Source organism: Acinetobacter sp. CIP 64.7 (assembly GCF_000369745.1).
Classification (GTDB): domain Bacteria; phylum Pseudomonadota; class Gammaproteobacteria; order Pseudomonadales; family Moraxellaceae; genus Acinetobacter; species Acinetobacter fasciculus.
Window position 1 is genome coordinate 276291 of record NZ_KB850177.1, and the last position, 14623, is coordinate 290913.

The 14623-nt window shown below is 44.1% G+C and carries 10 protein-coding genes; 9 read left to right on the top strand and 1 reads right to left on the bottom strand.

Annotation, left to right across the window (positions count from 1 at the left end):
• Positions 1-27 precede the first annotated feature (27 nt).
• From aroK to F890_RS01345, 8 genes are all read left to right on the top strand, one after another.
• Positions 28-564, top strand: coding sequence for a shikimate kinase AroK (aroK, locus tag F890_RS01310; protein WP_005265535.1), 537 nt, complete (start codon positions 28-30; stop codon positions 562-564).
• Between the two features lie 28 nt (positions 565-592).
• Complete coding sequence (gene aroB, locus F890_RS01315) at positions 593-1672, top strand: 3-dehydroquinate synthase (protein ID WP_005265536.1); 1080 nt, start codon at positions 593-595, stop codon at positions 1670-1672.
• A gap of 10 nt (positions 1673-1682) precedes the next feature.
• Positions 1683-2561 (top strand): hypothetical protein, encoded by an 879-nt coding sequence (locus F890_RS01320; RefSeq protein WP_005265537.1) that lies wholly within the window; start codon positions 1683-1685, stop codon positions 2559-2561.
• A 448-nt stretch (positions 2562-3009) separates the two neighbouring features.
• Complete coding sequence (gene gltB, locus F890_RS01325; RefSeq protein WP_017397742.1) at positions 3010-7485, top strand: glutamate synthase large subunit; 4476 nt, start codon at positions 3010-3012, stop codon at positions 7483-7485.
• A 72-nt stretch (positions 7486-7557) separates the two neighbouring features.
• A complete protein-coding gene (locus F890_RS01330) occupies positions 7558-8979 on the top strand; it encodes an FAD-dependent oxidoreductase (protein WP_005265541.1) in 1422 nt (473 codons plus the stop codon).
• Positions 8980-9162: 183 nt separating this feature from the next.
• On the top strand, positions 9163-9753 hold the full coding sequence (locus tag F890_RS01335; RefSeq protein ID WP_005108521.1) for a LemA family protein: 591 nt from the start codon (positions 9163-9165) through the stop codon (positions 9751-9753).
• 29 nt (positions 9754-9782) lie between these two features.
• Positions 9783-10820, top strand: coding sequence for a TPM domain-containing protein (locus F890_RS01340; RefSeq protein WP_005265542.1), 1038 nt, complete (start codon positions 9783-9785; stop codon positions 10818-10820).
• On the top strand, positions 10814-11374 hold the full coding sequence (locus F890_RS01345; protein WP_005265543.1) for a TPM domain-containing protein: 561 nt from the start codon (positions 10814-10816) through the stop codon (positions 11372-11374). Before F890_RS01340 ends, F890_RS01345 begins: the two co-directional genes overlap by 7 nt.
• A 76-nt stretch (positions 11375-11450) precedes the next feature.
• On the opposite strand, the gene F890_RS01350 is transcribed toward F890_RS01345, so the two are convergent.
• Positions 11451-12383: an IS5-like element IS17 family transposase gene (locus F890_RS01350; protein ID WP_082191737.1), complete on the bottom strand. Its 933-nt coding sequence runs from the start codon at positions 12381-12383 to the stop codon at positions 11451-11453.
• 571 nt (positions 12384-12954) lie between these two features.
• Between F890_RS01350 and F890_RS01355 the strand changes: the two genes are divergently transcribed.
• Complete coding sequence (locus F890_RS01355) at positions 12955-14589, top strand: PglL family O-oligosaccharyltransferase (protein ID WP_005265546.1); 1635 nt, start codon at positions 12955-12957, stop codon at positions 14587-14589.
• Positions 14590-14623 lie beyond the last annotated feature (34 nt).

A 14623-nucleotide genomic window follows, 5' to 3' on the forward strand; every position in this document is an offset into this window, starting at 1 on the left:
AATTTAACAAAATGAATAGGTGACTCCTTGCCAAGCAAAGAGTTTGAAACCCTACCAAATATTTATTTGGTAGGGCCGATGGGGGCAGGTAAAACAACAGTAGGACGACATCTCGCAGAATTGTTAGGACGCGAATTTCTAGACAGTGATCATGAAATTGAACGTAAAACAGGCGCGACCATTCCCTGGATTTTTGAAAAAGAAGGGGAGCAGGGTTTCCGTGACCGTGAAACTGCTGTCATTAATGACCTTACCTCACGTCCCCATCTGGTTTTAGCCACTGGTGGTGGTGCCATTACTCAGATTTTAAACCGAGACTATCTGAAACAGCGCGGAATCGTCGTTTATTTATACACGCCAGTTGAAATTCAACTGCAACGTACCTATCGCGATAAAAACCGTCCTCTCCTCCAAGTCGAAAATCCGGAACAAAAGTTACGTGATTTATTGGCAGTCCGTGATCCCTTGTATCGGGAAGTGGCGCATCATATTATTGAGACCAATCAGGGTGCTGCGCGTGATCTGGCGCAGCGGATTCTCAATCTCATTACTTCTAAAAACTAAGTTCATTGAATCAAGTGGTTAATCAAGCATGCAAACCTTATATGTAGAACTCGGAGAACGTCGTTACCCTATTTTTATTGGAAGCGATCTGGATCCACAGGCCTTATTGGCACCCTATATTCAGGGCAAGCAAGTGATGATTGTAAGCAATACTACGGTTGCACCACTTTATTTGCAGCGTTATCAAACAGCAATTGAAGCTTTGGAAAAACGTGTTGCGACCTGCATTCTGCCTGATGGTGAAAAATATAAGGATAACCAGCATCTGAATCTGATTTTTGATGCACTGCTTGAAGCCGGGTTTAACCGGGACTGTACTGTACTGGCATTAGGTGGTGGCGTCATTGGAGATATGGCCGGGTTTGCCTCGGCCTGCTTCCAGCGCGGTGTGTACTTTATCCAGATGCCAACGACTTTACTATCGCAAGTAGATTCCAGTGTCGGTGGAAAAACCGGGATTAATCATCCACTGGGTAAAAACATGATTGGCGCTTTCCAGCAACCTCAAGTGGTACTGGCGGATATGTCGCAGCTTATTACTTTGCCGGACCGCGAACTTTCAGCAGGTTTGGCTGAAGTGATTAAATATGCGCTGCTAGGCGATGAGTCATTTCTGGTCTGGCTTGAAGAAAACATGGATGCTCTGGTCGCTCGTGATGAGAAATTATTGGCTGAGGCCGTTTATCGTTCCTGTGCGCATAAGGCACGGATCGTAGCTAATGATGAGAAAGAGCAAGGTGAACGTGCACTGCTGAATCTGGGTCATACTTTTGGTCATGCGATTGAATCCTATATGGGGTATGGTGTCTGGCTACATGGCGAGGCTGTTGCCACCGGTATGGTGATGGCTGCGGATCTGTCACAGCGTATGGGCTGGATTTCTCAAGAAGATTTAGAACGTACAAAAAAAATCATTTCTCGTGCCAAACTTCCTGTGGTTTGTCCTAAAATCCCTCTGGATGATTTTCTGGCCTATATGGCCCATGACAAAAAAGTCTTAAATGGACAATTGCGTTTGGTGTTATTAAAGCAATTAGGCGAAGCAGTGATTACCCGGGACTTTGATCTCGAGTTAATGAAACAGGCAATTTTAGCCAATCAGGCATAGGTTTAGTTTTATGGCAGCATTACATACTCCTTGGCAAAAGATTCAGCATTATTTCTGGCTGGTCTGTGGTGTATGCTGCCTATTTGCTGCCTTAGTCTTTTGGGCGGTGACTGATTCAGATGATGTCGTCGAAATTGAAAAAAAGCCCGAAACTGAAGTGCAATTGCAGATTCAACCGGAAAAAGTCGCCACAATGACCCATCTTGGTGCACTTTTTCAGGAAGTGAAACCACTGGATCTAAATACGCGTACCGTCGTGAATGCCAGTCATGAGCCGGAATTTCGCGGTACCAAATTTGTCAATGAAGCGAAAAACCAGCACGCCATTGAATTATTTCGTGTGACCAATGAAGCCATTTTAAAAAGTTTTCTTAAGAAACAGTTCGATCGTAAACCTTTTATTTATTTAAGAATCTCGGGTGAAAATCAGCCAGAACAATATGTATTGTTATATGGTCAATATAAGACGGCGGCGCAAGCTAATCAGGCACTCTCTACACTGAAGTTAAATTTACCGGCCTCAGTCAAGCCTGAAGTTGTAGCAATGCAGCAATATGTCAGTCTGGTCAATAATCTGGGTTCAGAGGAATTGGCCAGTAATCAAAAGCTTTACGAAATTCGTTTGAAAAATGTGCCTTTGCCGAAAGTAGATGAATCGGTACGACTTAGACAGCAGCAAACCCAAACTGAGTCCAAGCCGCGTAGCTCTGATGCTGCGACTACCAGTACCACAATTGTGCGCCGTGATTCATCGGGAAATGTAGTTGATGTACAGAAATCTGAAAGTGCTGTAGAAGGTACACCTCAACCACAAAATAACAATAATCGACCTGCTCAGGGCAGTAATCCGCGTCCTCAAAATAACGAGATTAGTGATCCATTTAATTAGTCCGGTCTAAAATAGCGCATCCAAAAAATTACAGAATTAAAAATGGGCGCTTTTGGTGCAAAAAATGCACATTAAAATTAACCCTTAGAGTGCTGTTCTGCGCTAAATCTTTGTCATCTGTATTGTTTTAATTTATGCGCTGTTTGTTGGCATGGAATTTGCTTTATTGGTGCATGAATTGAATTAATCTCCCTGTTTTAGCGCGAAAAATGATTCGATGACACTATGTGAATGTCATATTTATTCCAGATTTTTATGTTATTCATGAGCAAAATAAACTTTATTTGTTATGCATTTAGTCTAAAAAAGGACTAGTCTGAAGAAATAAAGAAAATGCTTTTGCTCTACCAAGACGGTCTTCGAAAGTCCATTAGACGCCAGCGCAGAGAAAAATTTAGATTGTTTAATAGCCTGTTGAGGCTTAGTGAAAGAAGGGTACGCTATGCACATGCCATCGCCTAATAATGTAGCTCCCGCTCAAGGTTTATACCAACCGGATGAGTTTAAAGATAACTGTGGTTTCGGTTTAATTGCCCATATGCAGGGTGATGCTAGCCATGATCTCGTCAAGACCGCGATTCATAGTTTGAGTTGTATGACCCATCGTGGTGGTATTGCCGCAGATGGCAAGACGGGAGATGGTTGTGGTCTGCTCTTGGCAATGCCGAAAAAATTCTTCCGTGAAGAAGCTAAACGCTTAAGCGATACCACCTTAAGTGAAGTCTTTGCTGTAGGTTCAGTATTCCTAAATCTTGATCCTGCACTTGCGGCACACGCCAAACAGGTTTTAAACAAAGAGATTGAAGCTGAAGGTTTAATCGTTTTAGCTTGGCGTGTGATTCCCACCAATGTCGATGCCCTTGGTGAAATTGCTTTGCAATCGATGCCAGCATTTGAACAGATTATTGTTAACTGTCCAATGGGTGTGACTGAGGTTGAGTTTAACCGTAAGTTATTCCTGGCACGCCGTCGTGCAGAGCAGCTGTTAAGCAATGATACGTCTTTCTATGTCACTACTTTATGTTCAACGGTGATCAGCTATAAAGGCTTGATGATGCCAGAAGCGATTGCAGATTTTTATACAGATCTGGCTGATCCACGTTTGGAATCGCATATCGTGGTGTTCCATCAGCGCTTCTCGACCAATACCTTGCCTCGCTGGCCTTTAGCACAACCGTTCCGTTACCTGGCGCACAATGGTGAAATCAATACCATTACTGCGAACCGTAACTGGGCCATGGCGCGTGTACCAAAATTTGCAAATCCTTTATTACCAGGTTTAACTGAACTGAATCCAATTGTGAACCGTACCGGTTCAGATTCTTCAAGCCTGGATAACATGCTGGAGATTCTGGTTGGCGGTGGTATGGATCTGTTCCGTGCACTCCGTATGCTGGTTCCGCCTGCCTGGCAGAATGTGGAAACCTTAGATGCAGACTTGCGTGCATTCTATGAATTCAACTCAAAACATATGGAAGCTTGGGATGGCCCGGCAGGTTTGGTGATTCAAGATGGGCGTCATGCGATCTGTATGCTGGATCGTAACGGTCTGCGTCCTGCGCGTTGGGTGATTACCAAAAATGGTTATATCACGCTGGCTTCTGAAATTGGCGTGTGGGGTTATCAACCTGAAGATGTGATTTCTAAAGGCCGTGTCGGTCCTGGTCAAATGCTGGTCATTGATACGCAAACCGGTAAAGTGCTGGATACCCAAGATGTCAATAATCATCTGAAACGTATGCGTCCATACCGTGAATGGTTACGTGAAAATTCTGTGCGTTTGCAAGGCAGTCCAGAGCTGGAAGAATATTTATGTGATCAAGGCTTAAAAGGCGATGGCCTGAAAGCGGCACAAAAAATGTTCATGGTGACTTTTGAAGAGCGTGACCAGTTGTTACGTCCGATTGCTGAAAGCGGTCAGGAAGCGGTTGGCTCTATGGGTGATGATACCCCAATGGCAGTATTGTCTCGTCAGGTGCGCCATGTGTCGGATTATTTCCGCCAGCAGTTTGCACAGGTCACTAACCCGCCAATCGATCCGCTACGTGAATCGATTGTGATGTCACTGGAAACCTGTTTAGGTCGTGAACAAAACGTCTTTGAACAAGGGCCTGAGCATGCAGACCGCTTGATCATTTCCAGTCCTGTACTTTCTAATTCGAAAATGCATCAGATCCGTACGCTGGGTCGTGCCGGTTATGAAATTGCAGATATTGACTTGAACTATGCTGAAACCGAAGGTCTGGAAGCAGCGATTGCGCGTATTTGTGAAGAATCTGCACAAGCCATTCGTGATGGTAAAACCTTACTAGTGCTTTCCGACAAGAAAATCCGTGAAGGTTACTTGCCTGCCAATGCCTTTATGATCACCGGTGCGGTGCATCATCACCTGATCAAGACTGGTTTGCGTACCGATGCCAACCTGATTGTTGAAACCGGTTTTGCCCGTGATCCACATCAGTTTGCAGTGCTACTTGGTTTTGGTGCAACGGCAATCTATCCATATCTTGCTTATGACGTGATCAATGATCTGGTTGCCAAAGGTGAGTTATTGGGTGATCCGATTTATGCACAAAACAATTTCCGTAAGGGGATTGAAAAAGGTCTACTGAAAGTTCTTTCGAAGATGGGTATTTCTACGGTTGCTTCTTATCGTGGTGGTCAGTTGTTTGAAGCAGTGGGTTTATCTAATGAAGTGGTGGATAAATGCTTCATCGGTGTGCCAAGCCGTATTCAGGGTGCCACTTTTGTCGATCTTGAAAATGACCAGAAACAGTTGGCGGATATTGCCTGGAAAAACCGTAAACCAATTGATCAGGGCGGCTTGCTGAAATTTGTCTTTGGCAAGGAATACCATGCCTTTAACCCAGACGTGATCAACTCGCTACATAAAGCAGTACGTTCAGGTAATTATGCAGACTTTAAAGAATATGCAGAACTGGTGAACAAGCGTCCGATCGCAACGATCCGTGACTTATTCAAACTGAAAACAGACAACTCGATTCCAGTCGAACAAGTGGAATCTGTGGAAGAGATCCTACCTCGCTTTGACTCTGCCGGCATGTCTTTGGGCGCCTTGTCACCTGAAGCACACGAAGCGATTGCGATTGCCATGAATACGATTGGCGGTCGTTCAAACTCGGGTGAGGGCGGTGAAGATCCAGCGCGTTACGGCACCATCCGTAACTCGAAAATCAAACAAATTGCATCGGGCCGTTTTGGTGTGACGCCTGCTTACTTAACGTCTGCAGAAGTTCTCCAGATTAAAGTCGCGCAAGGTGCAAAACCAGGTGAAGGTGGCCAGTTGCCGGGTGGTAAAGTAAATGGTCTCATTGCCCGTTTACGTTATTCTGTACCGGGCGTTACCCTCATTTCGCCACCTCCGCATCACGACATCTATTCAATTGAAGATTTATCACAGTTGATCTTTGATTTAAAACAGGTTAACCCACAGGCGATGGTGTCAGTTAAGCTGGTTTCTGAACCGGGTGTCGGTACGATTGCGGCAGGTGTAGCGAAAGCCTATGCCGATTTCATTACCATTTCTGGTTATGATGGCGGTACAGCGGCTTCTCCACTTTCTTCAATTCATCATGCAGGTTCACCGTGGGAACTGGGTCTTTCTGAGGCACATCAGGCTCTTCGTGTGAATGACCTGCGTGGTAAAGTTCGCGTACAGACAGACGGCGGTTTAAAAACCGGTCTGGATGTTGTCAAAGCAGCAATTCTGGGTGCTGAAAGCTTCGGCTTTGGTTCGACTCCGATGATCGCATTAGGTTGTAAATACCTGCGTATCTGCCACCTGAATAACTGTGCAACCGGTGTCGCAACTCAACAAGATCATTTACGTCAAGAGCATTATATTGGTGAGCCACAAATGCTGATCAACTTCTTCACCTTTATTGCTGAAGAAACCCGTGAATGGCTGGCAGCACTCGGTGTATCAAGTCTGAAAGACCTGATTGGCCGTACTGATCTGCTGGAAGTTTTGCCAGGTGAAACTGCAAAGCATGCACATCTTGATTTAAGCAAATTGCTTGAGTCGCATCCTGCTGCAGAAGGTAAAGCACAGTATTGTCAGGTTCAAGGTAATGCACCATTTGATAAAGGCATTCTGGCTGAAAAAATGGTGGATGAGATTCTGCCTGCGATTGAAGCAGGAACTGGCGGCGAATATAGTTTCATGATCGGTAACTGTGACCGTTCGATTGGCGCACGTCTGTCTGGTGAAATTGCGAAACGTTATGGCAACCTGAGCATGGAAGCCCATCCGGTGAAAGTCCATCTAAATGGTACTGCGGGTCAGTCGCTGGGTGTATGGAATGCTGGTGGCTTACATATCAGTCTGGAAGGTGATGCCAATGACTATGTCGGTAAAGGTATGGCCGGTGGTCGCATCTCGATCTTTCCACCAAAAGGTTCGCCATTCCAGACCCAAAATACCGCGATTATTGGGAATACCTGTTTGTACGGTGCGACTGGCGGTAAGTTATACGCAGCGGGTACAGCGGGCGAGCGTTTCGCGGTGCGTAACTCGGGTGCATTTGCCGTAATTGAAGGTGCAGGTGATCACTGCTGTGAATATATGACGGGCGGTATTGTGACGGTACTGGGTAAAGTTGGGCATAACTTCGGTGCAGGTATGACTGGTGGTTTTGCTTATGTGCTTGATCTGGATAATGACTTCGTTGATCATTATAACCACGAACTGATTGAACTGAACCGTATTTCCACCGAAGCGATGGAAGAGCATAAAGCCTTCCTGGGTCGTATCCTGGATGAACATATTAAAGAAACGGGTAGTGCTTGGGCGTACAAGATCCGCCATGAGTTTGACTTCTACAGCCGCAAGTTCTGGTTGGTAAAACCAAAAGCAGCCAACTTGCAAACGCTGTTAAAAACAACTCAAGCTGATCCACAATAATTCCACTACTGCAGAAACATAGGCAGATGTAAGGCAACTGTGAACCCCTTACATCTCCCCACGGAGAGAGACATGGCAGAACGCCTGAATAATGACTTTCAATTCCTGGATGTCGCACGCCAAGATCCAGAGAAAAAAGAGAGTGATGTCCGCAAAGCAGAATTTGTGGAAATTTATAAGCCTTATACCGCGGAAATTGCAGCCAATCAGACACATCGCTGCCTCGGCTGTGGTAACCCGTATTGTGAGTGGAAATGTCCGGTACATAACTACATTCCAAACTGGTTAAAACTGGTGTCTGAAGGCCGTTTGTTCCAGGCGGCTGAATTGTGTCATCAGACCAATACTTTGCCGGAAGTTTGTGGTCGTGTCTGTCCGCAAGACCGTCTGTGTGAAGGGGCGTGTACTCTCAACGACGGTTTCGGCGCGGTGACGATCGGGAATGCAGAAAAATATATCAACGACACGGCCTTTGCTTTGGGCTGGCGTCCAGACATGTCTAATGTGCAATGGACCAATAAAAAAGTCGCGATTATCGGGGCAGGTCCTGCAGGACTTGGCTGTGCGGATATTCTGGTGCGTAATGGGGTAAAACCTGTAGTCTTTGATAAACGTCCAGAAATCGGTGGTCTGCTCACCTTCGGTATTCCAGAATTCAAAATGGAAAAAGATGTGATGAAACGCCGTCGTGAAATCTTCACAGGTATGGGTGTTGAATTCCGTCTAAATACTGAAATTGGTACAGATGTCACTATCGACCAGTTACTGGCTGACTACGATGCTGTATTCATGGGTATGGGTACATACACTTACATGAAAGGTGGCTTCGCGGGCGAAGATCTGGATGGTGTTTATGATGCGCTAGACTTCCTGATTGCGAATGTCAATCGTTGTCAGGGCTGGGAAAAAGATCCGGCTGAATATATCAGTGTTGAAGGCAAGAAAGTCATCGTTTTAGGCGGTGGTGATACTGCCATGGACTGTAACCGTACTTCGATCCGTCAAGGTGCTGAATCGGTGGTCTGTGCCTATCGTCGTGATGAAGAAAATATGCCAGGTTCACGTCGTGAAGTACAAAATGCACGTGAAGAAGGGGTGAATTTCCAGTTCAACCGTCAACCGATCGAAATTGTCGGTGAAAATGGCAAAGTAACTGGGGTGAAAGTGATCAGCACTCAGCTGGGTGAGCCGGACAGTCGTGGTCGCCGTAGTCCAGAGCCGATTCCGGGTTCAGAAGAAATTCTTCCGGCGGATGCAGTCCTGCTTGCTTTTGGTTTCCGTACCAGCCCAGCCGACTGGTTCACTGATGTAGAAATCAATCTGGATGGTTCAGGTCGTGTCGTTGCTGCTGAACAGCAGCAATACAAATTCCAGACCTCAAATCCAAAAATCTTTGCTGGTGGTGACATGGTTCGCGGTTCTGATCTGGTGGTAACCGCAATCTGGGAAGGCCGTCAGGCAGCTGAAGGGATTCTGGATTATCTGGATGTTTAACAGTTGAAAATTCACTGAAGTCATTTAAACAACCCGCTACGGCGGGTTTTTTATTTTTGGATATTGTCTAATTTAAAGAGAGGCCATTAAAAAAGATTATAAAAAGTAACAAAACTTTAGAAAATACTGTTTAAAATCAAATTAATTATATAAATATTAATAAAGAATTGAGGACAAGATATCATGCGTGTATTCAAACAATCTCTTATCGCCTTAATGCTGGCCAGTACCTTGACCCTGAGTGGTTGTGGTTATAACACCTTACAAGTCAAAGATGAAGCTGTAACGGCCGCCTGGTCGGAAGTCCAGAACCAGTATCAGCGCCGTGCCGATTTAGTACCTAATCTGGTGAATGTGGTCAAAGGCTATGCTTCGCATGAAGAGCAGGTTTTAACTGAAGTGACCCAAGCACGTGCCAATGTTGCCGGTCTGAAAGTTGACCGTGAAGTGCTGGAAGATCCAGAACTGTTTCAGCGTTATCAGGAAGCACAGGCGCAGATGACCAGTGCCTTGTCTCGTCTTTTGGCCGTCACTGAAAATTATCCAGATTTGAAAGCGAATCAACAGTTCCGTGATTTACAGGTACAGCTAGAAGGGACTGAAAACCGGATTGCGGTGGCACGTAACCGTTATATTACGACAGTACAGGACTTCAACTCTTATGCGCGTCAGTTCCCGCAAGTCATGACAGCCAAAGTGATTGGCATGGACACCAAACCGAACTTTAGTGCCGAGCAAAGTGCTCAGAAAGCGCCAACGGTCTCCTTTGAATAAGTAAGATTTGTAAATAAGCGAGAGATCAGATGTCCGAGATGCTGCTGAAATATTGTGCTGGTTTGCTCCTCATGCTGGGTATGGGAGCAACGACGCTTGTTTCAGCAGAAACGGCCACAGCTACAGATACTGAAGAAGTCATCGTGGCACGTGAAATCTTGCAGCCTAAAAATAATCAAAATACTCCAGCCCAAAATATAGAAACTGCAGCAGCATCACAGCCACAAATTGCCAATGACATGGCGGAAGGGCAGATTCAGCGTGATTTACCCAGTCTGAATGAACCGGTCATTGATCAGGCAAATTTACTTAGTCCTGCTGAAAAGCAGCAGCTGAGCCAGCGTATCCTGAAACTTTATAATGAAGGCAAAGGGCAAATAGGTGTGGTCATTGTGCCGACTACGGGACAGGAAGATATTTTTGATTATTCCATGCGTGTCGCTGAGGCCTGGCAGCTCGGCTCGGCCAAACGGGATAATGGTTTATTGATGACCATTGCCATCAATGATCGCCGCATTCAGATCTTGACCGGTTATGGTCTGGAAGGTGTGTTGCCCGATATCGTGGCAGGCCGGATTATTAATGACAGAATTACGCCGTATTTTAAGCAAGGGCAGTATGCTCAAGGGATCGATTCTGGACTGGAGGAAATTGAACGGATTCTAAATCTTGATCCTGAAATTGCCGCCCAAGCCGCGGATGAGCTAAAAGAGCGACACGAACAGGCTTATAAAGCCCAGCAAGCCTCTCAAGCCACTTTTGGTGCTGTAATTTTTATTATCATCGCTGGTGTGGTTGCTTCGATGATTTTTGGTAAAAAACTTAGTGCTGCAACTGCTGCAGTTGCAGGTACAGCTGCTGGCCTAGTCAATGGCATGGGCTTAATTGCCAGTTTAATGATTGGGATTGGCGTATTTTTTGTATTAATCACTTCACTGGCGCAATTACTTTTGTATGCTTTTGCTTCTGGTGCTGGTCGTGGCGGTAGCGGCCGCGGTGGTTTTGGTGGCGGCTTCGGTGGAGGCGGTGGTGGTTTTGGTGGGGGAGGGGCATCAGGCTCATGGTAACAACAACAGATACAACAGAGATTGTCACGCAACCGAAGCTGGAAGAATATGCACAGCCGAGTTTTAAGCGATGGTTCAAGCATTTCTTTTATATGCCAGCAACCAAGCGGTTTTTCTCCAAGCAGGATCAGCATGCAATTGCATTAGCTGTTGAAGAAGCTGAGCATGGGCATGTGGGGGAGATTCAGGTCGTAATCGAGGGATGCTTATCCGCACGATCAGCCTATTATCAGGATACTTTGTGTAGAGCTCGACAACTCTTTGCCGAACTCGGTGTCTGGGATACCGAATATAATAGTGGGGTATTGCTATATTTAAACTTGTGTGAGCATAAGGTTGAGATTGTGATTGATCGGGGAATTAAACAGGCAACCACTCAAGAAGTCTGGGATCAGATTTGTCAGCATATTGTTCAATTATTAAAGCAAAAGCAGTTTAAGCAGGGTGTGATTGAAGGTGTTATAGAAATTGGAAAAGTTCTAGATCAATATTACGATCGAAAAATAGATGATTTAGAAAATGAAATAGGGAATAAACCGATTATTTTAGGGTGATTTTTTTATATATTGCTTGCATAAGGCTTTGTTGCACAAAGATTTGAAATGCAAAGCGCCCCTAATTGAGCCAAATTTAAGGCGTAACTTGGGTAAGTGGTCGACCTAATTCCGTAAATCGGTTGAGGACTGCTACACGTGCATGAATTTCATTCACCTGACTAGGAAAGCTTCTTGCCATTAATTTATCGCCTAATAATTTGATGCAATGCATCTTGGTTTCCACCAAACTGCGGCGATGATAGCCTGACCATTTTTTCCATAATGTCCTGCCTAAACGTTTAACTGTTCGAAGTAATTCATTTCGCTCTAGCGAGCTACTCTTTGTATCTTTCCATGGTTTCGCATTTTTTCTAGGTGGAATCACCGCATGTGCTTGCCGATCTGCAATGACCTGACGGCATTGCTTGGTGTCATAAGCTCCATCGGTATAAACAGAGTCAATCTGCTCATCTTGTGGGATCTGATTAAGTAAATCACCAAGCACCTGTGAATCACTGACATTATTGGTTGTGAGCTGAATAGCGCGTATTTGTAGGGTTTTGGCATCTATGCCAATATGTAGTTTACGCCATTGGCGACGATATTCAGGTCCATGTTTCTTGCGTTTCCATTCGCCCTCACCTAGAAACTTCATGCCTGTAGAGTCTACGAGTAGATGCAGCCCATCGCTACTTTTTTGGTAGCTGATTGCAATATCAATATGCTTTTGTCTTCTACAAAGCGTACTGTAATCTGGTGCGGTCCAATTTAATCCGCAAAGTTTAATCAGACTTTGCACAAAGCCAGTGACCATACGTAAAGACAAACGGAATAGAGATTTAATCATTAAGCAGCATTGGATAGCTGCGTCGGAGTAGGTTTGATTTCGCCCTTGTTTGCCTTTTGATGGAGCATACCATTGCGTAGCAGGATCAAACCAAATGGCAATATTTCCGCGACTCATGAGTGCTCGGTTATATGCGGGCCAATTGGTTGTGCGGTAGATTTTGTGTGTAGGCTTCTTCATTTGAAAATTATATCGCTGAAAAAGCCTTTACAGATAGGTTTGTGCAACAAAGCCGATTGGTAATAAAAATGACAGTATTAATTTAATTAATTAAATTCTACACTGTTCCTATTCAGTGATGAGATCATTGATTTTTTTCATTACGCTCAATTAATTGAGCTTACATGCCTAAAAAATGGAAGAAGTCCATATTAGCTAACTTATGGATTCTTGATTTTATATGGACACTTATGGAGTATCGATCAATGTAAAGCCTTTTTGAGCGTTCATAACATTCTCCACAAATATTTTGTTGATTTATTTATAAGCTTTGTAAGCTAATTTATAGGTTGCACAAAGTGTGCCAAAGCATATTATCCAATTATTATGTATGAAATCAATACATTGTTTAATGGATTAAAAAATGTAAAAAAGCGGAAAGTAAATTTGTGTAACTAACTGACAAAAAATGTCAGTTCCTGCTCACTATATGCTTAATCAGAATTGAAAATTTTATAAAGTAAGAATCTAATTACCAGAAGACATAATTTTTTGTTTATTATGTGCCAAACTTTCACTGCCTGATATTTCTATGAAATTCACGCTTGCCCTCATTGCAGCAATTCTTATCTCTCTTGCATGGCTCATGCCGATCCACTACCGCCCTTGGGTCACCTATACCGGTGAACTCTATGCCTTCTTTGCATTATTTGCGCTCGCTGCGATCTGTCTAAAAGAAAAACTCGAAATTCCAGCAATCAGTTTGCCATTATTACTACTCACCTTTATTCCTTTTATACATTTTCTGGTAGGACAAGTATTTTTCTTTAGCACTGCTATGATGGGCTTCATTTTTGTCTTTAGCTTTTGGCTGGTAAGTGTGTTGGGTTATCACCTTTCAACAGGAAACTATAGCCGAGAAGAAACCTTTACTAATTTGAGTTATGTATTTTTAGCTTCAGGAACGATTACGGGTCTAATTGCGCTGTGTCAGTGGTCTAATCTGGATTCTGTACTGCCAGGCATGGTGAATATCAGTGGTACACAGCGTCCCTATGCTAACTTTGCCCAGCCGAATAATATGGCGACTTTCTTGGTCATGGCTTTGATGAGCTGCCTTTACTTATATGAAAATAAAAAAATCCATACCAAATGGTTATTTGCCTGCGCTGCAGTGATTGTTATAGGAGTTGCTTTAAGTCAGTCGCGTACTGCCTGGGTGGCTGCGATTGCGATCATACTGTATTTAGCGTTCTACCAATATAAAGGTGTTATTCGCCTGAAATGGTATTACAGTAGCTTTTGGTTTATCTTTTTTGTTGCCTGTATTGTGGCTTTTCCATTACTCAGTCAACTCGCTGCACAAGCGATGGATACCGACGTCGTGCAAAGCAGGAATGTGGTATCTCGTGCTACCGGTGATATGTCACGTATTGCCATCTGGCAGCAAATGTTGGCTGCCATTCAGGCACAGCCATGGTTTGGCTATGGTTGGTATCAAACTAGCGCAGCGTTCGTTTCAGTCAGCGATACTGTACAAGGCCCGGTGTGGATCCGTAGTGCGCATAATTTTATTATTGATTTCCTGCTCTGGAATGGACTGATCATCGGTCTGCCTTTCTTGGCATATTTTGGTTATTTAGGCTTTCAGTTACAGCGCTGGGTGAATACGCCAGAATCTGTCATTGGAATCTTGATGATCGGGGCTTTTGTGACACATGCCATGTTTGAGTTTCCACAGCATTATGCCTATTTTCTGCTACCAGTCGGTTTTATTCTGGGTACGGTTCTGGCACAAAATCCAAAAATTAAAACAGTGGTTATGCCATCAGTCGGTATGAAATTCATTTTTGCTGTTGGGTTACTTTTATTGATTGTGATTTATCGCGATTATGATGTTGCAGTACCAAAACTCGGACAAAGTATTCGTTATGAGAAGCAGCCAGAAAAAATCACTAATGAAAAACCAATTTATTTGCTGACCGAGTTTAATCATCGCATTGCCTGGATTCGTCTGAATCCTTATAGCAAGGCATCTGCTGATCAGATTCTGGAAGGTGAACAAATGGTCTTGAGTTATCCGACTAAATATAACCTGATCAAATATGCCAAACTTTTAGCTTTTAATGGATATGAGGCGGAAGCCAAGCATCAGCTGCAACGCTTAAAGATCATTCAGAAAACTGAAATGAGTTATAAAGAGTTAACGCAGGATATGCCGCGCTAAATACAAAAAAGCCAGCAGATGCTGGCTTTTTCTT

Bases quoted from the DNA above. Each gene is read 5' to 3' on its own strand.
- aroB (WP_005265536.1), top strand. From the start codon at position 593: ATGCAAACCTTATATGTAGAACTCGGAGAACGTCGTTACCCTATTTTT.
- F890_RS01320 (WP_005265537.1), top strand. From the start codon at position 1,683: ATGGCAGCATTACATACTCCTTGGCAAAAGATTCAGCATTATTTCTGG.
- gltB (WP_017397742.1), top strand. From the start codon at position 3,010: ATGCCATCGCCTAATAATGTAGCTCCCGCTCAAGGTTTATACCAACCG.
- F890_RS01330 (WP_005265541.1), top strand. From the start codon at position 7,558: ATGGCAGAACGCCTGAATAATGACTTTCAATTCCTGGATGTCGCACGC.
- F890_RS01335 (WP_005108521.1), top strand. From the start codon at position 9,163: ATGCGTGTATTCAAACAATCTCTTATCGCCTTAATGCTGGCCAGTACC.
- F890_RS01340 (WP_005265542.1), top strand. From the start codon at position 9,783: ATGTCCGAGATGCTGCTGAAATATTGTGCTGGTTTGCTCCTCATGCTG.
- F890_RS01345 (WP_005265543.1), top strand. From the start codon at position 10,814: ATGGTAACAACAACAGATACAACAGAGATTGTCACGCAACCGAAGCTG.
- F890_RS01350 (WP_082191737.1), bottom strand. From the start codon at position 12,383: ATGAAGAAGCCTACACACAAAATCTACCGCACAACCAATTGGCCCGCA.
- F890_RS01355 (WP_005265546.1), top strand. From the start codon at position 12,955: ATGAAATTCACGCTTGCCCTCATTGCAGCAATTCTTATCTCTCTTGCA.